The organism is Microlunatus parietis (assembly GCF_013407955.1).
Classification (GTDB): domain Bacteria; phylum Actinomycetota; class Actinomycetes; order Propionibacteriales; family Propionibacteriaceae; genus Microlunatus; species Microlunatus parietis.
This window is the reverse complement of record NZ_JACCBU010000001.1, coordinates 1,157,203-1,177,311: the sequence shown is the minus strand read 5'-3', so window position 1 is coordinate 1,177,311 and position 20,109 is coordinate 1,157,203. Positions and strand designations below refer to the sequence as shown.

Genomic DNA, 20,109 nt, shown 5'->3' with positions numbered 1-20,109 from the left:
TTACTGTGACTCGGTCCGGTCCGATCGGTCAGACTGAGGGTCTGCCCAGGAGGTGATCCCGTGACCGGCCCTGCGACCGTTCCCTTCCACAGTGGCCTGACCCCCGACACGGTGATCGACGCGGCCGTCCGGCTGTCGGCCGGGCGGCATCTGTTCCGCTGGTCGATCCGTGATCTGGCCGGGCAATTGGGGGTCGCGCCGTCGGTGATCTATCACCACGTCGGCGGCAAGGACCTGCTCTGCCGGCACGTGGTGGAGCGGGTGGTGTCCGAGGTCCGGCCGCCGTCGGCGCGGTTCGGCTGGGCCCGCTGGTTCCGCACCCTGCTGCTCGACCTGCGGCCGATCCTGGCCGGCTATCCCGGCACCGCGAAGTGGCTGCTGATGCACGGGCCGACCTTCCCGGCGTTGCTGGCGGTCGTCGACGGCGGTGTCGAGATGCTGCGCCGGGCCGGCTTCGGCGACCGGATCGGGTTCGCGTACGGCGCCTTGATCAACACCGCGCTGCTGACGATCTCGATCACCGACGACCGGCTCGACCACGAGGGCGACGGCCCGCGTGATCATGCCGCGATGATGGACGACTTCCGGCGTGAGGGCGCCGACAGCGAAGGCCTGTCGCTGATCGCCGCCTCGCTCGTGGTTCCCTTCGTGGCGGGCGCGGACGAGGCCGAGGAACAGCGGGACGCGTTCTACCGGTTCATGATCGACACGGTGATCGCGGGCCTGGGCCGGTTCGCTACCGGATCCGGTACGGCTGCTCGGCCGAGTACGAGGCGTTGACCTCGGGATCGTCCGGTACGAACTCGGCGTAGGCCCGGCCGCCGTCGAGGGCCAGCTTGCTCGGGAAGGCGATGATCACGTCGCCGAGTTCGTTGGGCCGACCCTCGCCGAGCTTGATGTGGTGACCCTGCTCCTCGCCGTGCGAGTCGTCCCAGATGATCACCGTGCCGGCCGGGGCGCCGGACTCGACGGACACGTGGACCTGGGCCCGAAGCGCGTTCGTCTGGTCCCGTCCCGTCGACGACGGCGACAGCACCAGTCCGGTGACCGAGTCGCGCGGCTTCAGGCGGACCGGCGCGGCGGCGTCGACGGTGACGGCCTCGTGCCCGGCCAGGCCGGCCGTGACCCGGGCTCCGACGGTGCGGCCGGCGTCGGCCGCGGTAAGCCGGTAGGTCCGGTCGGTCGCCCCGCGGATCGGCCGGCCGTCGCGCAACCAGGTGTAGCGGAGTTCGATGTCGGCGTGGTACCAGCGGCCGACGATCTCGAGCTGGGCTCCCTTGGCGAGGGTTCGCGGGGCCCGGATCTCCGGACCGCCGAGACCCGGATCGAGGGTCGTCGCGGCGAAGTCGGCGTCCAGCCTGGTCGTCGTACCCGCGGCGACGGTCACCGGCTTGACGACCTTCGCACCGGTCCGGCCGTCGAAGAACGTGACCTGCTGCGGCCCCGGCAGCACCAGCCGGGTCCGGTACTCGCCGCCGGTCGGCCAGCCCGAGAGCACTCCGTGATCCAGTCCGCTCGCGTCGGTGTAGCCGACCTGCATCTCGTTGACCGGCTCGCCGAGGGTGTCGTTGGCGAACCCGATGATCCGGCCGCCGACCGGCAGGGTGCCGTCGAGCCCGGCGACGTCGCCGCCGGCCACGGTGAACCGGCCGGCCTGGCGCTGCGGGTTCTGCCAGCACGCGTCGCCGAGCGCCTTCACGTTGCCGTACCAGCGGGAGATCAGGTACCGGGTCCCGTTCTGCGGGATCGACCACGGATCGCGGAACAGGAACGTGTACTCGCCGTCCGGCACGTCGGTGATCATGAAGCGGCCTTGATCATCGGCGATGCCCAGCCGCCGGGTCTCGGTCGGGGTGCCGTCCTCGTCGAACCGGCAGAGCTCGGCCTCGGCACCCGGCACCGGCTCGCCGCCGGCGGCGACGACGATGGTGCCGGACAGGGTCGAAGCATTCTCGGCCGCCGCCGGCTGGGCCATGAGCAGGGTCAGGGCCGCGGCCACCAGCCCCACAGCAATTCTGGTGCGCATCTGATCAGTCTTCGACGATCAAGCTCCGGCGTCGGGCCGGGCACCGATTGTTCGTCGAGAGTTCACCGGTCAGTGCCGCAGCAGGTAGTCGATCACCTGGGGCCAGACCTCGGCCTCCGCGCGCTGGTTGGCGGCCGGGCTGGTGCCGCGGCTGTCGTCGGACGGCACTGCCGGCGTGTACGGCAGCAGGCCGCCGAGACCGTGCCCGGCTTCGGGGTAGGACCAGAGCCGGTGCTCGGTGTGGCCGGCCCGGTCGAGCCGGCCCATGATCGACTCGGCGTGGCGGCAGGAGGGCCAGAGCCGGTCGGCGCCGCCGCAGACGGCGAGCACCGGCCCGGCGATCCGGCCGACCGGGATGATTGCGGCCTGCTCGGCCGGCTCCGGGTTGCCCGGCGGGGCGTAGGGGAGCGGCTTCGACCCGAGCGTCCAGGCCGACCGGTCGCAGTCGGGGAAGCCGCAGACGACGATCCCGGACGGGACCGTGGCCAGCACGCCATGGACCAGATCCGGGTGCTGGACGGCGAGCAGTTGGGCCGGCTCGGAGCCCCGGGAGACGCCCATGGTCCAGATCCGATCCGGGTCGACGCCCGGCTGCCGGCGCAGCCAGCGCAGCGCCGGTTCGAAGGTCTCCAGCGGGATCTCGGTCAGGGTGTCGGGCAGCCCGGGCAGCCCGAAGTACGCGACCGAGAGGGTCGCCAGGCCGCGTTCGGCGAGAGCGTCCCCGACGACCGTGGTCCTGAGGCCGCCCTCGGCGCCGCCGATCAGCAGGACGGCCGGCCGGCGCTCCGCGGACTCGGCCGCCGGCCGGTAGCTGCCGATGAACCCGTCCCGGTCCAGCTCGAGGGTCTGTCGCTCGCGGCCTCCCGAATAGAGGGTGCGGGTGACGTCGCGCGTCACCCCCGGCCGGCCGTCGACCGTCGCGGTGATCGTGAAGGTCGCCGGACCGGCGGGCCAGGCGTAGCGGACCGGCTCGGTCGATGCGGGAACGGGCTGCAGGGACCAGAGGAGTCCCATCGGATCGAGGTCCGTGTACGTACCCGCGGTGGGGGCCTGGCCGGCCGGATCGACGATCCCGTCCCGGTCGGCGGTGTAGGTCGCCGACGATTCCCAGGTGAGCCTGTCGGCGTCGGTCGACCGGACGGCGAGTCGCACCTCTCCGCCGGCGCGGAGGCCGGTGACCCGGATCGCGACCGGCTGGTCGGCCCGGGCCGCCGCCGGGTCGACGTCGATCACCGGATCGGTCGGCGCGGTGCAACCGATCGACCCCAGGGCCAGCAGCGCGGCGCCGATCATGATCGCGATCAGCCGCCACGGTCCCGGGCTCATCGAACGGTGGCCTCGGCGCCCGCCTCCGCATCCGTACCGAGCGAATCGACCAGCTGTTCCGACTCGGCGTTGCGCCAGGGCCGGACCAGGCCGATCACGATGAAGATCACCAGAGCGATCAGCACCGGGCCACCGACGGTGATCGCGGTCGCCTGGTCCGGGGCCAGGGCGGCGATCTGCTTCGGCAGGACGAACTTGGTGATCACGAAGACGGCCAGCCCGGCCGCCCAGGAGATGATCGCGGCGGAAGGCCCGCACCGCTTGAAGGCCGGCAACAGGCCGAGCAACATCGGGATCGCGATCGGGCCGACCAGACCGCCGAACCAGGTGATCAACAGTCCGAGCACTCCGCCGAAGGAGCCCGAGGTCAGCGCGATCACCATGCTCAGGGCGATGAAGCTGAACACCGCGATCCGGCCGATCGTCAGCTCGGTCCTGGTGCTGAGGCCGGTGGGTCGCCGCCGGAGTGCGGGCAGGATGTCCCGGGTGACGACGGAGGAGATCGCGTTCGCGTCGGACCCGGTCATCGCCATCGTGTGCGAGAACAGCCCGGCCAGCACGAGCCCGACCAGGCCGGCGGGCAACAGCTGCAGGGCGAGCCGGGCGTAGGACTGGGACGGATCGGCCAGGTCCGGCACCAGCAGCGGCGCCGCCCACATCGGGAAGAACATGATCAGCGGCCAGACCAGGTAGAGCCCGGCCGACAGGAGCGCGGCCCGGCGCGCGGTGCTGCCGGTCGGCGAGGCGATGAAGCGCTGGGCGAGGTTCCAGGTGCCGCCGTTGTACGAGAGCGTGTTGATCAACAGATAGACCGCGACGAACAGCACCGTGTACTGGCCGTTGAACGCGTCGCCGTGGCCCTCCGGCAGCCGGTCCCACAACGTCCACAGGGTCGCCACGCCGTCCAGCGAGGTGAGCACGACGACGAAGAGCACGATCCCCGCGACGAACTGGATCAGGAACTGGCCGGTGTCGGTCAGTGCGTCGGCCCAGAGCCCGCCGACGGTGGAGTAGACCAGGGTCACCCCGCCGGTCAGCAGGATGCCCCAGACCAGCGGCACCCCGGCGAAGACGTTCAGCAGGATGCCCATCGCGGTCCACTTCGCGCCGACGTCGAACACCTTGAGCGCTGTCCCGCTCCAGGCCAGCAACTGTTGGGTCGGCAGGTTGTACCTGATCTTGAGGTACTCCAGCGGCGAGATGATGTCGAGGCGCTGCCGGAGCCGGGGCCAACGCGGCGCGAACAGGAAGGCACCGACGACCATCGCGACCGTAATGCCCATCGCCCACCACACGTAGAGCACAAAGCCCTCCGTGTACGCGATCGCCGCATACCCCACGAACACCGCCGCGCTGTAGCCCGACATGTGGTGCGAGATCCCGGACAGCCACCACGGCATCCGGCCGCCCGCGGTGAAGTAGTCGGCAGAGTTCTTCACTCGTGCCTTGGCCCAGAGCCCGATCCCGATCATGACCAGGAAGTAGCCGCCGACGATCACCCAGTCCAGTGCCTGCATTGAGAAACGGTGGCATGCAATCGGTTGCAGGTCAAGGGTTTACGAGGGGGCAAGACACATCCGGCTGGCCCTTCGGCAAGCTCAGGGCGCGTTGGGCAGTTCGGCCCTCGGCAGGCTCAGGGTGCGGACGGGGTCGCCAGGGCCTGCCGGACCAGCTCGGCCGAGGCGCCGGCGAAGTAGTCACGGTGTTCGATGATCAACTCGTCCCGGACCCGGACGACGTGGAGCTGCCGGACCCGCTGTCGTCGACCGGAAGCGGGGTCGACGGCGACGGCGTCCAGCTCGGCGATGATCACCTCCGGGTCGGTGGTCTCGTGCACGGTCAGGTTCGACTCCGCCGGGATCGGGGCGGCGTCGCCACGGACCCGGTCCAGGGCGACGGACATGCTCCTGATCGCGTCCCTGCCGTCGAACCGGTCCGGCACGCCTTCCGGGGCGAACGGGAAGTGCACGACGGCGTCCGGCGCGTAGTAGGCGGCCTGGGCGTCCCGGTCGCCGGCGATCGCCAGCTCGAGCTGGCGCAGGTAGATCTCCTTGGGCGTCATGCGCGTCCTCCTGAATCTCTCGGTGAAGCGGAGCAGTCAGTCCGCTTGCCGGTCAGGATACGGAGTGATGACTCCGGTTCACAAGAAGTCGGGTGCAGGGTTCGGCGAATCGATAGATTCAAGGCACTGTGCCGAGCAACGAACCGACCCCGCCGGTCACCAGGCAACGCGCGGACGCCGTCCGCAACCGCGCGCGGGTCCTGGCCGCCGCCGAGGAGGTCTTCGACCGGTCCGGACCGACCGCCTCGACCGCCGAGATCGCCCGGGTCGCCGGGGTCGGCGTCGGCACCGTCTTCCGGCACTTCCCGACCAAACGCGAGCTGCTCTCGGCGATCGTCAAGGACCGCTGGGTACGGGTCGCCGAGCTGGCCGAGGGCTTGAACGAGGGTGACGATCCCGAGGCCTTCTTCACGTTCTTCGGTGACCTGGTCGCCGTCGCCGCCGGGCGGAAGTCCGTCGTCGACGCGCTGGCGCTGGAAGGGGTCGACCTGAGCGTCGACAAGCCGATCGGCTCGCTGCAGGCCATGATCACGCCGCTGCTGGATCGGGCCAAGGAAGCCGGCCGGGTGCGGCGCGACGTCGAGGCCCCGGAGGTGATGGCGCTGCTGGTCGGCACCTGTCAGGCGGCCCTGTCCGCGGGGTGGAGTGCCGAACTGCGAGACCGTACCACCAAGATCATCTTTGATGGGCTGCGTAGCGTCGGGTAGTCCCGACGCCGGGGCTGACGTTCAAGACCCGTTCAGGCCGGGTTCAGTCCGTCGTCGGATGCCGCTTGCTCCAAGGGCAGGTCGAAGGCCCATCGTCGAAACATGGTTGCCAAATTGTCCCGGGAAGTCGCCGCGGTGCTGGCGGCCGAGATCCGCGAACTGCCGGCCGGACATCGGCTGGACGGTGAGCACGCGATCATGAAGCGGTTCGGCGTCAGCCGCAGCACGGTCCGTGCCGCGCTGAAGGAACTCCATGATCAATATCTGGTACGCCGGGTGCAGGGCTCGGGGACGTTCGTCAACCGGCGGATCGACTACGTGATCTCGCGCAGTCGCCGGCCGTCGCTGCACGAGACGATCGCCAGTGCCGGTGCGAAGGCGTACACCCATCTCGTCGGTGCCGAACTGCGCGCCGTGCCGGAGCCGGTCGCCGGCCGGCTCGGCCTGGCGCCGGGCACCGAGGCCCAGCAACTGATCCGGATGAGCTACATCGACGACGAGGTGTCCGGCTACTCGGAGGAGTGGATCAGCCTCGACGTCTGCGACCACATCGAGGTCGGTCTCCGGGTGATCGAATCGCTCGACCAGGTGCTCCGCGGCCGCGGCTACGACCCCGTCCGCGCCTGGTGCCGGATCGGTCTGGACACGCCGCCGGCGGCGGTCGGCGAACGCCTCGGGCTGGACGGGCCGCGGCCGACCTGGATCGTGGAGAGCCTGACCCGGAACCGGGGCGATGCGCGGCAACTGATGTGCAGCACGACCTGGACCCGGCCGGACCTGGTCCGGATGGTGCTCGAGCTGGAGGAATGACCCCATAACGAACTTGTCCGCCAGACCCGCGACGATTGTCAGCGAGGATTTCCGATTGTTCACCTGGCCCTGAGGTGGGCGTCAGGCCCGGCGCGGACAGTGATCGACGACGGCAGTTGACGATCCGATTCGCGAGGAGTCCACATGAAGGTCGGCCCGCTGAGCAGGGGGAAGGTCGCACTGTCGACCAGGAAGGGCCAGGCCGTGCTGGCCGCAGCGCTGCTGGTCGGCGCGGGCTTCCTGGCTGGCTGCGGCGAGAGTGCGGTCGCGGGACCGGAGCCGGGTGCCGACCCGGACGTGTTGATGCTCGGTCACATCCCGAGCGAGAACTCGAGCAACATCGACGAGGAGTACGGGCTCGTGATGGAGGTGATCGAGAAGGAGACCGGCAAGAAGGTGGAGTTCCAGCCGGCCACCAGCTATGCCGCGGTGATCGAGGCGCAGCGGGCCGGCAAGGTGCAGCTCGCCTCGTACGGACCGTTCTCGTACGTGGTGGCGAAGGACAGCGGCGTGCCCGTCTCCATCCTCGGGTTCCTGGCCGACGACAAGGAATCCACGGGTGGCTACCACTCGCTCGGGCTGGTGCCGAAGGATTCGCCGATCAAGGACTTGGCGGGCTTCAAGGGCAAGAAGGTCTGCTTTGTCGACCCGACGTCGACCTCGGGCAACCTCTATCCCTCGGCCGGTCTGCTCGAGTCCGGGCTGGATCCGAAGAAGGATGTCACCCCGGTGTTCGCCGGCGGCCACGACTCGTCCGCGATCGCCGTCGCCACCGGCCAGTGCGACGCCGGCTTCGCCCACGACGGGATGATCCCGCAGTTGGAGGAGAGCGGTCAGATCCCCGCCGGCTCGCTGCGTACCGTCTGGACCTCGGAGCTGATCCCCTCGTCGCCGATCGTGATGAGCGACACGCTGTCCGCTCCGCTCAAGGAAAAGCTCACCGACATCTTCAGCAACAAGCTCAACGTGGACTGGCTGTCGGCCAACGGCTACTGCGACAGCGCTGACGCCTGCACGTTGCCGGGCGAGGAGGTCTGGGGTTACAAGACGATCGACGACGCGACGTACGACGGGATCCGCAAGGTCTGCGAGGTCACCAAGGCCGACTCCTGTCAGGCCGGCTGATGATGATCAAGGACCAGGGCCGGCCGGTGATCGAATTCGAGCGCGTCGGCAAACGGTTCGGTGAGACCGTCGCGCTGGACGACGTCACGTTCTCGGTCGAGCCCGGCACGGTGGTGGTGCTGCTCGGCCTGTCCGGCTCCGGCAAGTCCACCCTGCTCCGGCAGGTGAACGGCCTGCAGCAACCGACCACCGGGACGGTACGGGTGCTCGGCGAGGAGGTGTCGATCACCCGCGGCCGGTCGCTGCGGGCACTGCGCCGGCAGATCGGCTTCGTGTTCCAGAACTTCCATCTGGTCGGGCCGAGCACAGTGCTGGAGAACGTGTGTACGGGGCTGCTCGGCTCGCTGTTCGGGCCCCGGCTCGGGCTCGCCATGTATCCGCGCTCGGTCCGCCGGCAGGCGCTGGAGCAGCTGGACCGGGTCGGCCTGGCCGACCGCGCGTTCCAGCGGGCCGACACGTTGTCCGGCGGTCAGCAGCAGCGGGTCGCGATCGCCCGGGCCCTGGTGCAGCGGCCGAAGATCCTGCTGGCCGACGAACCGGTCGCGTCGCTCGATCCGGAGTCCAGCGCGCAGGTGATGGAACTGATCCGCGAGATCGGCGCCGAGGACGACCTGACCGTGCTGTGCAGCCTGCACCAGGTCGAGCTGGCCCTCGACTTCGCCGACCGGATCGTCGGGCTGCGGTCCGGTGCCGTGGTGCTGGACCGGGCGGCGGTGGGTCTGTCCCGGGAACAGGCGATGGAGATCTACGGGTCCGTCGGAGCCCAGCCGGAGACGGCGGCCGAGCCGGCCCGGCCGGTCCGGGTGGGACAACCCGCGCTGGCCGGGTAGCGTCGATGACCCTTCTGGACACGCGGTCCGGCGTGGGATCAGGCAGCGGCGGCGAACCGGTCCGGTTCCCGCCGCGGCCGCGGACGCCGCTCGGGCATCTGATCATGAACGTCGTGCTGCTCGGCCTGCTCGGCGCCGCCGTCTGGTCGATCATCGACCTCAAGATCAACCTGGCGACGATGATCGACGGGATCGACTACGCCGTCGCGTTCCTGGGCCGGGTGGTGCCGCTGGATTTCCCGCCGGTGCAGGAGATCCTGGCCATGGTGGGGCAGACGCTCGCGATCGTGGTCTGCGCGACCGTGCTGTCGGTGCTGATCAGCGTTCCGGTCGCGCTGCTGGCCGCCCGGAACACGACGATCAACTCGGTCACCCGCGGCGGCGCGCGGGTGATCATCGTGCTGGCCCGGGCGCTGCCCGAGTTGATCTTGGCGATGTTCTTCCTGCGGATCTTCGGGCTCGGTGCGCTGGCCGGCATCCTCGCGCTCGGGCTGCATTCGGTGGGCATGGTCGGCAAGCTGTACGCGGACGCGATCGAGGAGCTGGACCCGGGCCCGCGGGAGGCGGTCCGGGCCACCGGTGCCACCGGCTTGCAGCAGCTCACCGGGGCGATCCTGCCGCGGCTCGGGCCGGCCCTGGTCGCCACCGCGCTGCACCGGTTCGACATCAACCTCCGCGGCTCGGTGATCCTCGGTTTCGTCGGCGTCGGCGGGATCGGGCTCGAGCTCGCCGGGGCGCTGAACACGATGAATTACCGGCGTGGGCTGGCGCTGGCGCTGATCCTGCTGGTGATCTGTCTGATCACCGAGCTGGTGTCCGGGCTGATCCGGATGGCGCTGCTCGGCCGGGCCTCGTCGCGGCGATCACCGCTGGCCTGGGTGCGGCGGCTTCGGGATCGGGCCGACCGTTCGTCGGGTGGCTGGGTGAGCGGTTCGGCGACCGCCGGCGCACTGATTCCACCGGCCGGGGCTGGGGGCCGGGTCAGCCCGCCGTGGAACGCGGAGCGGATCGGGCGCACCGGTGGGTATCTGCTGACGGCGGTGGTGATCGGGGCGTCGCTGGCCGGTGCCCAGATCACCCCGGAACAGCTCGCCGGCGGGTTCCAGCAGGCGCTGCACGTCGCCTCGCTCTATCTGCCGCCGGGGCTTGGCGGGATCGGTGACAAGCTGTTCGCCGCGATGGTCGAGACCGTGCAGATGGGTCTGGCCGGGACCTTGATCGGTCTGGTCACGGCGATCCCGATCGGCGTCCTGGCCGCCCGGAACGTCGCGCCGCGGCCTGGTATCGCGACGTTCTGCCGGGTGATCATCGTCGGTGTCCGCGCGTTCCCGGATTTGATCATCGCGATCTGCATCGTCGTGATCACCGGGCTCGGCCCGGTCGCCGGCGCACTGGCCCTCTCCTTCGGTGCGGTCGGTTTCCTGAGCAAGATCATCGCCGACTCGATCGAGGAGACCGATGTCGCGGTCCAGGACGCGGTCCGCTCCACCGGCGGTGGCGGGCTGCAGGTCTTCGGTGCCGCCACGCTGCGCCAGGCGGCGCCTTCCGTGGTCGCCCATGTGATGCACCAGCTCGATGTCAACGTCCGCGGCGCGACGAACCTCGGCGTGGTCGGCGCCGGCGGCATCGGCTACTACATGACCAACGCCAACCGGGTGCTCAACTATCCGGTCGTGACCAGCTGCCTGATCATGATCCTGGTGGTGATCCTGGCGATCGAGGCGCTCGCGATCTGGGTCCGCCGCCGGGTCAGCTGACCGGCGGTGCGGGGAGGGTCACGGCGATCAGCCGGGCGACCCGGATCGCCAGGTCGTCCCGGTGCGGGGCGGCGATGACCTGGGCGCCGACCGGGAGTCCGTCGAGCAGGCCGACCGGGACCGAGATCGCGGGATGGCCGGAGACGTTGAACGCCCAGCAGAGATCGCAGGCGACGTGGTCCCGGTAGTCCCGGTACGGGAACGCGGTCTGCGGCGTGGTCGGCGTGATCAAGGCGTCGACGCCGGCGAAGAGATCGCTCAGGGTGCGCTCCAGGCCCTTGCGGTACGCAAGCGCCGACCGCAGGTCCCCATGATCGACTTCGTCACCGCGATCAAGGGCGTAGAGGGTGTGCCAGGCGTCTTTCGGGTCGGTCAACCGAACGGGTCGGTCGACCAGGTCGAGCTCACCGCGGTCGACCGGCGTCTGCACGCGACTTCGTACCATCGCGGCGAGGGCGGGGTCCGTGGCGGCGAAGCCGAGGGCGGCGGAGTACGCGACGCGGAGCGGGCGGCCGGTCGGCGGGACCCCTTCCGCGCCGCGGCCAGCCGAGCTCTGAGCGACGCGCGCCGCGCCTACCGGCGGGCCGGGGTAGCTCGGGCCATGCCCTTCGACAGGCTCCGGGATCGGCGTGGGTTGGGCGGCGGGAGCGGGCGGGACGGCGGGCCGCCAGGCGGGCAGCGCGGTCGGGTCGAGCGGATGGCTGCCGCTGGCGACCTGGACCGCGGTGGCGACGTCGTCGACCGTGGCGCCGATGACGCCGGCGCAGGTCAGCTGCGCGAGGCTGCGACCACCGGTGCGCGGGATCCGGCCGACCGTCGGCTTGAACCCGACGACGCCACAGAACGCGGCCGGGATCCGCAGCGAGCCGGCGCTGTCGCCGCCGGTCGCGAACGGGACCACGCCCGCCGCGACCGCTACCGCGGAACCGGCCGAGGAGCCGCCGGAGCTGCGGTCGAGGGACCACGGGTTGCGCGTGTGATCATGGCCGTTCCACCCCCAGGTCTGCGAATCGACCCGGGGATCGGGGCGGGTGGTGGTGCCGATCGGCACGGCGCCGGCCGCGATCAGACGCTGCACGATCGGGGTCTCCGGACCCGTCCCGTCCTTGATCATGAACGGAACCCCGGCCAACGGCCCGCGCTCGGCGGCCGGTTGCGCTGCGATCGCCCGGGCCAGCATGCGGGCCCGGTCCGGCCACGGCTCGGCGACGAAGTGAAGATCGGAATCGAGCCGGGCCATGGCCGACAACGCGGCCTCGGCCCGCTCCTCGATGCCCATCTTCACGAGCCTAACGAGCGCGGCGACGGTGGGTCGGTCAACCGCTCGGGGCAGCACCGGAGCACCCGCGAACTCCCCGGTGCCACCCGGGCCCCGGCTCGCAGCCGCCGTTGGTGGTCGGCGACCGGGTGTCTTCCAGGGCGATTGGCGGGCCGAGATTCACGGGAGTTGTCCAGGCGCGCTGGGGTTGCGCGCCCCAGGTGGTGTGGTGTTGTCGACATTCCCACGTTCCAGGCGACGCAGGCCGTGGGGTTGTCGACAATCCCACGTCGGGCCGGGCGGTGGGCTCCGGATCCTGGGCGAGATGCGGCCGGGACTGGAGCCTGTTGCACGGCCACCTCACGACTCGACCGCCGTGGATTTCCGCCGCGACTGGAGCCTGCTGCGGATTCGGCACAGTCGTGCGACCTCGCGAAAGACCCTGTTGGTGCGGTGACGTCGTCGAGCGGACGCCCTGACCGGCGAATCCGGCCGAAATGGAGGTCAACGCGTCCGCTCAGTGAAGGGGGAGTGGCACGGCCACGCAGCTTGCTATTGCCCAACGGGCTGTGGCACAGAATTGCACTTTGCTGCGGCTCAAAGGCCGAGAAAAACGGTCCCCCGGTGCAGCAAAGTGCAAAATCGTGCCACTCGCCCCGGTCGGCCTGGATGGCGTCCACCTCACGACCCGACCGCTGTGGATTTCCGCCGCGACTGACCGGCGGAAATTCACCCCGGTCGCGGGCATCGAGTAACGGGCAGGGCCCGCAAAGATCTTCGGCGATGGTGCCTACGGATCGAATTCTGCAACACCCCTGACTGACCGGCTGAAATTCACTCCGGTCGTGCGCCTCAAGTAGGGCAGGGCCCGCAAGATCTTCGGCGATGACTCCGACAGACCGAACTCTGCAACACCCTCACTGACCGGCGAGACTCCGCACCGGAGCCGTCGTCTCGAGCCAGGAGCTTGTCCCGGTGGCGACCTCGCGCTCCAGGTCGTGCGGTGTTGTCGACATTCCCACGTTCCTGGGTGCCCAGGGCGTGGGTTTGTCGACAACCCCACGCCTCGCCGACCGTTCGCGCCGGCAAGGGGGAGCGCGCGCCATCGCTCGTGCCTCCGCGCGCACGGCTGACGCGACTGCCGTGGGCTCAGGATCGGCGCTCGGCGCTCGCGGGCGGGCTCCGGGTGGGCACGGCAGCGGAACGGGCGGGCCGGAGCTGATCTTGGTCGGGTGACAAGGCGCTGCGGTGTTTCTGGGGTGTTCATCGGTCGGTCAGGTTGCGGCGAGGCTGGCGCAGGGCTGGCGTTGCACGCTCGGAGACATCCAGCACCCGCCGAGAAACGAGGCCCGATGGATGCGATGACCAGGGAAGACGTCTGTTCCGAGTTGAGCATGATCGACGCGTCCGGACTGATCGCGCTCGCCGACGAGTGTGTCGCCAACGAACCCGACCTCATGATCACCAGGCCGCCGACGGTCGGCAGTGTGGTCACCCAGGTCCGCGAACCCGTGGCCGAGCAGCGGTTCATCCTCGCCGACGCGCTCGCCTGCTCCGCCGAGGTCAGCCTGCGCGGCCACCTCGGCTGGGGGATGCGGCTCGGTTCGGACCGGCGGGCCGCGCTGGCGGCGGCGATCTGCGACGCCGAGGTCGTCTCGTCCGGCCCGTACGCGGCCCGGGTGCTCGATCTGTGCCGCGAGGGCCGGGCCCGCCGGGAGGCCGAACGCGCCGCCGAGTGGGCCCGGCTGGCCCCGTCCGTCGTCGAGTTCGAGGAGATCCCGTGACGCTGACCACCCACCCGACGCCGACCGCGGAGTCCGCCGACGCCGCCTGGCCGGTGCTGCCCGCCCTGTCGGCCTCAGCTTCGCAGCAGGTGTTCCGCGCCTGCCTCGGCGCGCTGTCCCGGCCGGGCAGCCTGCAGCGGCTGCCGGCCGACGAGCTGCCCGCCGGAGTTCCGGCCGCGGCGCTGGTCCCGCTGGCCCTGACCGATCTGATGGCGCCCCTGGCCGGCCTCGGCCGAGCGGCCGGCCTGGCCCGGCGCATCGCGACCGCGACCGGGGCGCAGTACGTCGAGCCGGAGCAGGCGCGGTTCGCCGTCGCGCTCGACGATGATCATGAAGAGCTGAGCGGACTGCCGGTCGGCAGCACCTGGTCCCCCGAGTTCGGTGCACTGCTGAGCCAGCGGGTTGAGGCCCTTCGACAAGCTCAGGGCGCGGCCCTTCGACAGGCTCAGGGCGCGGAGGCGATCGAGTTGACGCTGAGCGGACCGGGCATCAAGGGCACGACCATGATCACGGTCGCCGGGCTCAGCCGGGACTTCTTCGCCGCCCGGGCCGACCTGACGGCGGCGTTCCCGACCGGGATCGACCTGGTGTTGATCACCGACTACCGGACCATGATCGGGATCCCGCGGACGACCCGGATCGAGGTCGGCTGATGTACGCGGGCACGAACAAGGGCGGCACCGAGGCGATCATCGCGGCCGAGCGGCTGGTGCTGCAGCGGCGGGCGATGCTGGACGGCGTGATCACCGTCGACCAGGTGATCGAGTGCTTCCCGAGCGCGCTGGACAAGATCATGGGCGAGGGCGGGCTGTGGGATCCGCAGACCGCCGCCACCGCGTTCCTGCAGGCGGGCGGCGACGCCGCGGAGGCGGTGCACCTGCTCCGGGCGCACCGGTCGACCCTGCCGCGGCTGGCGTACTCCGAACCGGTGAATCCCCGGGAACTCGAACTGCTGCGGCGGATCGTCCCGGCGCACCGCAAGCCGGACGGCCCGCAGTTGCTCGGCGAGACCGTCGACTACACGGCCCGGCTGCTGCACGCGCCGGACGCGCCGTGGGACAGCGAACCGCCGCTGCCGGTTGATCCGCCGGCGCCGGACGACGAGCCGACCGAGCCGCCGCGGGACGAGCCGTTCCGCCGCTACCGCGACTACCTGGCCGACCGCGGCGTGCTGGCCGATCGCCACGATCCCGAGGACCCGGAGCCGTTCGACCTGGCCCTGATGGCGCCCCAACTGCCGGCCGACCGCTCGGCGCTGCTGTCCGCGATGGCCCTCGCCGAGACCGGCGGCTTGATCAACATCTGGTACCAGTCGATCATCGGCCCGGACGGCTACACCGACGAGTCGGTCACCCTCGGTGAGGTACGGCACGGCCGGGTCCCGCTCCGGGTGCGCCACCCGCACACCGGGAACCCGGTCCAGATCGGCCGGCTCCGGGTCACCGAGACCGAGGCGATCACTCACCTCACCGACCGCGGCGAGGACGCCGCGACGTTCGATATCGGGTACGGGATGGCACTCGGCCACAACGAGCGGAAGACGATCGCGATGGCGAGTCTTGATCTTGCCGCGCACCGGTTCCGGGGCACCGAGGGTGGTCAGCGGCTCGACCAGATTCTCTTGCACACCACGGACGGGCTGGCTTCGTGCGGCTTCCTGGAGCACCTCAAGCTGCCGCACTACGTGACCTTCCGATCCCAACTGGAGCGAGCCGAGGCGGCCGCCGGCGAGGCCGTACCGACGACCGAGACCGAGCACGGGGAGGAGTGCGACCATGATCACGACCACGCTTGATCAACTGATCGAGGACCGGCCGGAGGACTCGGCGCCGGTGGTGCTGGACGAGCAGGCGAAGCGTGAGGTCCGGCGGGCCTGCCTGTCCGGGGTTTGCGTGCCCGGCTACATCGTCCCGTTCGGTTCGAGGGAGATGCCGGTCGCTCGCGGCTGGGGCTCCGGCGGGCTCCAGGTGACGCTCGCGATCGGCGGCCCGGACGACTCGGTCAAGGTGATCGACCAGGGCGACGAGGAGGGCGTCAACGCGGTGAACCTGCGGCGGCTGATCGCCGGGACTCTGCGCTGCCGTACCACCGCGGACACCCTCGACGCCTCGATCGTGCAGTCCCGGCACCGGGTGCCTGAGGACAAGCTGGACGCCGACGACATCCTGGTGCTGCAGGTGCCGCAGTCCGAACCGCTGCGCAAGGTCGAGAAGTCGGTGTACGAGTGCAAGCGCCGGCACGCGGAGGCCGACTACGCCAAGATGTGGGTCGGGCTCTACGAGGGGCTGGCGCAGAACGGCGTGATCAGCGGCGGCGCCGGCTACCCGGTGATGGTCCAAGATCGTTATCTGATGGCGCCCAGTCCGATCCCGCGCTGGGACATCCCGCGGCTCGACGACAGTGATCATCTGACCCTGCTCAGCCACGGCCGGGACAAGAAGATCTACGCGGTCCCGCCGCACACCAAGGTCGAACCGTTGACGTTCACCGACGTGCCGTTCGAGGTCGAGTACACCGCCGGCAGCCGGTGCGGCCTGTGCGGCTCGGACGACACGTTCCTGGTCGAGACGGCGGCGGGCGACTATCTGTGTTCCGACGTCCAGTGGTGCCTGAAGGTACGGGCCGGGATGGCCGACCAAGATCATCGGGACCGGTCGCCACTGCACCTGCTGCCCGATCCGTCCCGTCGGGTCCTGGCCACCGCGGGCACGAAACGGCGGAGCTGGACCGCGCCGCCGGCCGGCGTTACGGCGCCGGGGGAGGAGTGGTCGATCAAGGTTTCCGATCTCGGCAAGACCTACCGGGGTTACCGCGGCTCGAGCGAGGTGGTCGCTGCGGCCGCGGTGAGCTTCGACGTTGCGCCGGGGGAGGCGCTCGGCATCATCGGCGAGTCCGGCTCGGGCAAGTCGACCGTGATGCGCTGCCTGATCGGCGACGAGCTGGAGGCCACCGGCGCGGTCTTCCTCGGCTCCGTCGACGAGGGCCGGACGAATGTTCTTGATCTTGATCCGGCCGAGCGCCGGGCCCTGCGGATCGGTACGTTGAGCGTCGTCTATCAGGATCCGGCGGCCGGTCTCGATCTCGGCATCTCGGCCGGCGGCAATGTCGCCGACCGGCTCACGGCAGCCGGCTGGCGGTCGTACCACGCGATCCGGGACCGGGCCGCGGAACTGCTGGAGCGGGTCGAGGTGCCGCTGGAGCGGATGGACGACGTCGTCGGCCAGTTCTCCGGTGGGATGCGGCAGCGGGTGCAGATCGCCAAGGCACTCGCCACCGATCCGCAGGTGCTGCTGCTCGACGAGCCGACCACCGGGCTGGACGCCTCGGTCGCGGCCGGCGTGCTGGACCTGCTCCGCGAACTGCTGGCCGAGCGGGAGATCGCCGTCGTCGTGGTCAGCCACGACTTCTCGGTGATCGACGCGCTGACCGACCGGGCGCTGGTGATGCGGCACGGCCGGGTGGTCGAGACCGGGCTGACCGACCAGCTGTTCGCCGACCCGCACCATCCGTACACCCAACGCCTCGTCGCGGCGGCGAAGCACTGACCGGAGGAAAAGTCGATCATGAACTCACCGATCCTGACCGTCGCCGAACTGACCAAGACCTTCACCCTGCATGCGATCGGCGGCCGCCGGGTGCAGTCGCTGGACACCGTGTCGTTCACCCTGGCCGCCGGCGAGCATCTCGCGATCGCCGGCGCCAGCGGGGCCGGGAAGTCCAGCCTGCTGCGCTGCCTGTATCGCAACTACCGGCCGGATTCGGGACGGGTGATCTTGCACACCGAAGCCGGTGACCTGGAGCTGACGTCGCTGCCGGACCGGCGGATGGCCCGGCTCCGCGGCCGCGAGTTCGGGTACGTTTCGCAGTTCCTGGTCGCTCCGCCGCGGCAGGATCCGCTGCGCCTGGTCGCCGGCGCGGCCCAGCGCCGCGGCCTCGATCCGGAGGCGGCGCGGGCCGCGGCCGCCGCCTCGCTGGACCTGCTCGGTCTGCCGGAACGGCTGTTCGACGTCGACTGCAGCCTGCTCTCGGGCGGGGAGCGGCAGCGGGTCAATCTCGCCGCCGGTACGGTGAGCCCGCCGCGACTGTTGCTGCTCGACGAGCCGGTGTCCGCGCTCGATCCGGCGAACCGGGCCCGCGCGCTCGCGGTGATCGAACGGCTCACCGAGCAGGGGGTCAGCGTGCTCGCGGTCTATCACGATCTGGCGATCATCCGCCGGATGGCGGATCGGGTGCTGGTGCTCGACGGTGGCCGGCTGGTCGCGGACGGTCCGCCGGACAAAGTGCTTGCGGCGGGCCATCGGGCCCTCGACGATGTCATGGAGGAGGCGTACGTATGAATTCGTTACAGGCCGAACTTGATCATGAACGCCCGATCGCCGATTCCGGCTGGCCGGTCGGTGCACCGCCGGTCTCGTACCGGATCGGCAATGCGCGGGTCGTGCTGGACGACCGGGTGACCGACCCCGCGACGGTGATCATCAACGACGGGCTGATCGAGGAGGTGACCGAGCGCGTCCTGCCGGCCGACGTCGACGCCAGAGGCCGGCTGCTGCTGCCGGGCCTGATCGACGCCCACAGCGATGCCCTGGAGAAGGAGCGGGCGCCGCGCGCGAATGCCGTACTGCCGTGGGACTTCGCGCTGAGTTCGTACGAGGCGAAGCTGACCGCGGCCGGCGTGACGACGATCTTCCATGGGGCCGGCTTCCAGCACAAGGCGGCCGGCGGCACCGAGCGCTCGCCGGAGCGAGCCCTGGAACTGTGCGGGGCGGTGGACGCGCACTCCTCCTCCCGAGTTGATCATCGCGTGCTGCACCGGTTCGCCGTCCGGTCCGAGGTCGGGGCCGAACTGTTGCGGCGGCGGCTGGATTCGCTGCCGGACGGTGAGCAGCCGCTGGTCTCGCACGAGGACCACACCCCGGGCCAGGGCCAATACGCCGATCAGCAGGTGTTGATCAAGGCGATCATGGGCGACGGCGGACTGGATCGCGACGCGGCGGAGCAGCGGGTGGCGGAGATCCTGGCCGACGCCGAGCGGACCGAGTCGATCCGCCGGGACAACCTGGCCTGGCTGGGCGACCTGGCCCGGGCCGGCCGGATCCGGCTGCTCGGGCACGACCCGGACAGCGCGGCCGCGATCGACGAACTGCACGAGCGAGGTGCGACGACGGCCGAGTTCCCGACCACGGTCGAGGCCGCCCGGCGGGCCCGCGACCTGGGGCTGACCTCGGTCGCCGGCGCGCCGAACGTGCTGCGCGGCCGGTCGCACTCCGGCAACGTCGGCGCCGCCGAGTTGATCGGGCTCGGCCTGGTCGACGCGCTGGCCTCGGATTACCTGCCGAGCGCGCTGCTCGGCGCCGTCTTCACGCTGGTCCGGTCCGGCGTGGCCGACCTGCCGGCGGCGGCCCACCTGGTCACCGCGGGACCGGCGGCGGTGGCCGGGCTCTCGGACCGGGGCCGGATCGCGCCGGGCCAGCTGGCCGACTTCGTCCTGGTCGACGACCACGGCTCGGGCTGGCCGACCGTCCTGGCCACGTTCAAGAGCAGCCGATGACCGCGGACCTGGTCCTCGGCGACGTACACCCGGCCCTAGCCGACACCTGCCGGGCCGCCTTCGAGGCACTGGCCGAGGCCCAGCAGCGGTACGGCCGCGCCGAGTTGTCCGCGGAGACCCGAATGGGCGCCGACGGTACGCCGACCATGCTGATCGACGACCTGGTGGAGCAGCGGATCCTCGCCGCGGCGCGCACGCACGGGATCAACGTGCTCAGCGAGGAGGCGGGTTTCGTCGATCTCGGCAGCGCGCTGACCCTGGTCGTCGACCCGGTCGACGGCTCGGCGAACGCCGCCGCCGGGGTGCCGCTGTCCTGCTACTCCGCGGCGCTGCTCGAGGACGGCAAGCCGATCGAGGCGTTGACCTGCTGGCTGGAGACCGGGCGTTCGATCGCGGCTCGGGTCGGCGAACCGGCGCCGTACCGGACCAGTGGCGCGCGTCGGCTGGCCGGGCAGGCGCTGTCGATGCTGCGCCCCAAGCACGGGGCCCGCGGCGACACCGCCGAGACCTGGATGCAGCTGTGCCGCCGGGCCGGCCGGGTCCGGATCCTCTCGTCCAGCTGCCTGGAGGCGATGCTGGTGGCGACCGGGGCCGTCGACGCGTTCGCCGACCCGGGCTCGGACACTCACCGGCTGGTCGATCTCGCGGCCGCGATGGTGATCATGCCGATCGCCGGCGGCCACGTCTGCGACGCGTTCGGCCGGCCGCTGGAATTCGATCATGACCTGACCCGGCGCTACTCGGGCGTCGTCGCGGCGACCCGGGAACTGGCTGACGAGATCGTCGAGGTGATCAACTCCTGATCGGGCCAGATGAGGTTCGGGATCCTGCGCTCCGCGGGGAATCTGTCAACCAGGCCCATGTCGTGGCTCC

At 70.8% G+C, this 20,109-nt stretch carries 18 protein-coding genes; 13 read left to right on the top strand and 5 right to left on the bottom strand.

The window, feature by feature from the left end:
* Nucleotides 1-60 precede the first annotated feature (60 nt).
* Nucleotides 61-780, top strand: a complete 720-nt coding sequence (locus BKA15_RS05550) for a TetR/AcrR family transcriptional regulator (RefSeq protein WP_179748805.1) — start codon at nucleotides 61-63, stop codon at nucleotides 778-780.
* Here the strand turns inward: BKA15_RS05550 and BKA15_RS05545 are convergent.
* The 4 genes from BKA15_RS05545 to BKA15_RS05530 all read right to left on the bottom strand — a co-directional run bounded on the left by BKA15_RS05545 (nucleotide 737) and on the right by BKA15_RS05530 (nucleotide 5,414).
* The gene (locus tag BKA15_RS05545) at nucleotides 737-2,026 is read right to left on the bottom strand and encodes a peptidase associated/transthyretin-like domain-containing protein (RefSeq protein ID WP_179748803.1); all 1,290 of its coding nucleotides are present in this window, start codon (nucleotides 2,024-2,026) and stop codon (nucleotides 737-739) included. The two genes, BKA15_RS05550 and BKA15_RS05545, sit on opposite strands and share 44 nt — an antisense overlap.
* A gap of 69 nt (nucleotides 2,027-2,095) precedes the next feature.
* The gene (locus BKA15_RS05540; RefSeq protein WP_179748801.1) at nucleotides 2,096-3,352 is read right to left on the bottom strand and encodes an acyl-CoA thioesterase/bile acid-CoA:amino acid N-acyltransferase family protein; all 1,257 of its coding nucleotides are present in this window, start codon (nucleotides 3,350-3,352) and stop codon (nucleotides 2,096-2,098) included.
* A complete protein-coding gene (locus BKA15_RS05535; protein ID WP_179748799.1) occupies nucleotides 3,349-4,869 on the bottom strand; it encodes a sodium:solute symporter family protein in 1,521 nt (506 codons plus the stop codon). The genes BKA15_RS05540 and BKA15_RS05535 overlap by 4 nt, the downstream gene beginning before the upstream one ends.
* Before the next feature lie 116 nt (nucleotides 4,870-4,985).
* On the bottom strand, nucleotides 4,986-5,414 hold the full coding sequence (locus tag BKA15_RS05530) for a nuclear transport factor 2 family protein (protein ID WP_179748797.1): 429 nt from the start codon (nucleotides 5,412-5,414) through the stop codon (nucleotides 4,986-4,988).
* Between the two features lie 128 nt (nucleotides 5,415-5,542).
* Here BKA15_RS05530 and BKA15_RS05525 point away from each other — a divergent pair, with 128 nt between their 5' ends.
* The 5 genes from BKA15_RS05525 to phnE all read left to right on the top strand — a co-directional run bounded on the left by BKA15_RS05525 (nucleotide 5,543) and on the right by phnE (nucleotide 10,643).
* Complete coding sequence (locus BKA15_RS05525) at nucleotides 5,543-6,121, top strand: TetR/AcrR family transcriptional regulator (protein WP_179748795.1); 579 nt, start codon at nucleotides 5,543-5,545, stop codon at nucleotides 6,119-6,121.
* A 102-nt stretch (nucleotides 6,122-6,223) separates the two neighbouring features.
* A complete protein-coding gene (locus BKA15_RS05520; protein WP_179748793.1) occupies nucleotides 6,224-6,931 on the top strand; it encodes a GntR family transcriptional regulator in 708 nt (235 codons plus the stop codon).
* A gap of 144 nt (nucleotides 6,932-7,075) precedes the next feature.
* Nucleotides 7,076-8,056: a phosphate/phosphite/phosphonate ABC transporter substrate-binding protein gene (locus BKA15_RS05515; protein WP_179748791.1), complete on the top strand. Its 981-nt coding sequence runs from the start codon at nucleotides 7,076-7,078 to the stop codon at nucleotides 8,054-8,056.
* Nucleotides 8,056-8,886: a phosphonate ABC transporter ATP-binding protein gene (gene phnC / locus BKA15_RS05510; RefSeq protein ID WP_179748789.1), complete on the top strand. Its 831-nt coding sequence runs from the start codon at nucleotides 8,056-8,058 to the stop codon at nucleotides 8,884-8,886. The genes BKA15_RS05515 and phnC overlap by 1 nt, the downstream gene beginning before the upstream one ends.
* A 5-nt stretch (nucleotides 8,887-8,891) precedes the next feature.
* Nucleotides 8,892-10,643, top strand: a complete 1,752-nt coding sequence (gene phnE / locus BKA15_RS05505; protein ID WP_218871083.1) for a phosphonate ABC transporter, permease protein PhnE — start codon at nucleotides 8,892-8,894, stop codon at nucleotides 10,641-10,643.
* On the opposite strand, the gene BKA15_RS05500 is transcribed toward phnE, so the two are convergent.
* On the bottom strand, nucleotides 10,636-11,922 hold the full coding sequence (locus tag BKA15_RS05500; RefSeq protein ID WP_179748787.1) for an amidase: 1,287 nt from the start codon (nucleotides 11,920-11,922) through the stop codon (nucleotides 10,636-10,638). The two genes, phnE and BKA15_RS05500, sit on opposite strands and share 8 nt — an antisense overlap.
* 1,331 nt (nucleotides 11,923-13,253) lie before the next feature.
* Here BKA15_RS05500 and BKA15_RS05495 point away from each other — a divergent pair.
* The 7 genes from BKA15_RS05495 to BKA15_RS05465 are packed head-to-tail and all read left to right on the top strand — an operon-like array spanning nucleotide 13,254 to nucleotide 20,039.
* Nucleotides 13,254-13,685 (top strand): phosphonate C-P lyase system protein PhnG, encoded by a 432-nt coding sequence (locus BKA15_RS05495; RefSeq protein ID WP_179748785.1) that lies wholly within the window; start codon nucleotides 13,254-13,256, stop codon nucleotides 13,683-13,685.
* Nucleotides 13,682-14,338, top strand: a complete 657-nt coding sequence (gene phnH, locus BKA15_RS05490) for a phosphonate C-P lyase system protein PhnH (protein WP_179748783.1) — start codon at nucleotides 13,682-13,684, stop codon at nucleotides 14,336-14,338. Before BKA15_RS05495 ends, phnH begins: the two co-directional genes overlap by 4 nt.
* A complete protein-coding gene (locus tag BKA15_RS05485; protein ID WP_218871082.1) occupies nucleotides 14,338-15,480 on the top strand; it encodes a carbon-phosphorus lyase complex subunit PhnI in 1,143 nt (380 codons plus the stop codon). The genes phnH and BKA15_RS05485 overlap by 1 nt, the downstream gene beginning before the upstream one ends.
* Nucleotides 15,461-17,230, top strand: a complete 1,770-nt coding sequence (locus BKA15_RS05480) for an alpha-D-ribose 1-methylphosphonate 5-phosphate C-P-lyase PhnJ (protein WP_179748781.1) — start codon at nucleotides 15,461-15,463, stop codon at nucleotides 17,228-17,230. The genes BKA15_RS05485 and BKA15_RS05480 overlap by 20 nt, the downstream gene beginning before the upstream one ends.
* Before the next feature lie 18 nt (nucleotides 17,231-17,248).
* Nucleotides 17,249-18,022, top strand: coding sequence for an ATP-binding cassette domain-containing protein (locus tag BKA15_RS05475; RefSeq protein WP_179748779.1), 774 nt, complete (start codon nucleotides 17,249-17,251; stop codon nucleotides 18,020-18,022).
* Nucleotides 18,019-19,236, top strand: coding sequence for an alpha-D-ribose 1-methylphosphonate 5-triphosphate diphosphatase (locus BKA15_RS05470; protein ID WP_179748777.1), 1,218 nt, complete (start codon nucleotides 18,019-18,021; stop codon nucleotides 19,234-19,236). Before BKA15_RS05475 ends, BKA15_RS05470 begins: the two co-directional genes overlap by 4 nt.
* On the top strand, nucleotides 19,233-20,039 hold the full coding sequence (locus tag BKA15_RS05465) for an inositol monophosphatase family protein (RefSeq protein WP_179748776.1): 807 nt from the start codon (nucleotides 19,233-19,235) through the stop codon (nucleotides 20,037-20,039). The genes BKA15_RS05470 and BKA15_RS05465 overlap by 4 nt, the downstream gene beginning before the upstream one ends.
* The last annotated feature ends 70 nt before the right edge of the window (nucleotides 20,040-20,109 follow it).

Excerpts from the sequence above, each read along its gene's own strand:
- BKA15_RS05470 (WP_179748777.1), top strand. The coding sequence starts at position 18,019 with ATGAATTCGTTACAGGCCGAACTTGATCATGAACGCCCGATCGCCGAT.
- phnC (WP_179748789.1), top strand. The coding sequence starts at position 8,056 with ATGATGATCAAGGACCAGGGCCGGCCGGTGATCGAATTCGAGCGCGTC.
- BKA15_RS05530 (WP_179748797.1), bottom strand. The coding sequence starts at position 5,414 with ATGACGCCCAAGGAGATCTACCTGCGCCAGCTCGAGCTGGCGATCGCC.
- BKA15_RS05475 (WP_179748779.1), top strand. The coding sequence starts at position 17,249 with ATGAACTCACCGATCCTGACCGTCGCCGAACTGACCAAGACCTTCACC.
- BKA15_RS05515 (WP_179748791.1), top strand. The coding sequence starts at position 7,076 with ATGAAGGTCGGCCCGCTGAGCAGGGGGAAGGTCGCACTGTCGACCAGG.
- BKA15_RS05535 (WP_179748799.1), bottom strand. The coding sequence starts at position 4,869 with ATGCAGGCACTGGACTGGGTGATCGTCGGCGGCTACTTCCTGGTCATG.
- BKA15_RS05485 (WP_218871082.1), top strand. The coding sequence starts at position 14,338 with ATGTACGCGGGCACGAACAAGGGCGGCACCGAGGCGATCATCGCGGCC.
- BKA15_RS05545 (WP_179748803.1), bottom strand. The coding sequence starts at position 2,026 with ATGCGCACCAGAATTGCTGTGGGGCTGGTGGCCGCGGCCCTGACCCTG.
- BKA15_RS05465 (WP_179748776.1), top strand. The coding sequence starts at position 19,233 with ATGACCGCGGACCTGGTCCTCGGCGACGTACACCCGGCCCTAGCCGAC.
- BKA15_RS05495 (WP_179748785.1), top strand. The coding sequence starts at position 13,254 with ATGGATGCGATGACCAGGGAAGACGTCTGTTCCGAGTTGAGCATGATC.
- BKA15_RS05500 (WP_179748787.1), bottom strand. The coding sequence starts at position 11,922 with ATGGGCATCGAGGAGCGGGCCGAGGCCGCGTTGTCGGCCATGGCCCGG.
- BKA15_RS05520 (WP_179748793.1), top strand. The coding sequence starts at position 6,224 with ATGGTTGCCAAATTGTCCCGGGAAGTCGCCGCGGTGCTGGCGGCCGAG.
- phnE (WP_218871083.1), top strand. The coding sequence starts at position 8,892 with ATGACCCTTCTGGACACGCGGTCCGGCGTGGGATCAGGCAGCGGCGGC.
- BKA15_RS05480 (WP_179748781.1), top strand. The coding sequence starts at position 15,461 with ATGATCACGACCACGCTTGATCAACTGATCGAGGACCGGCCGGAGGAC.
- BKA15_RS05540 (WP_179748801.1), bottom strand. The coding sequence starts at position 3,352 with ATGAGCCCGGGACCGTGGCGGCTGATCGCGATCATGATCGGCGCCGCG.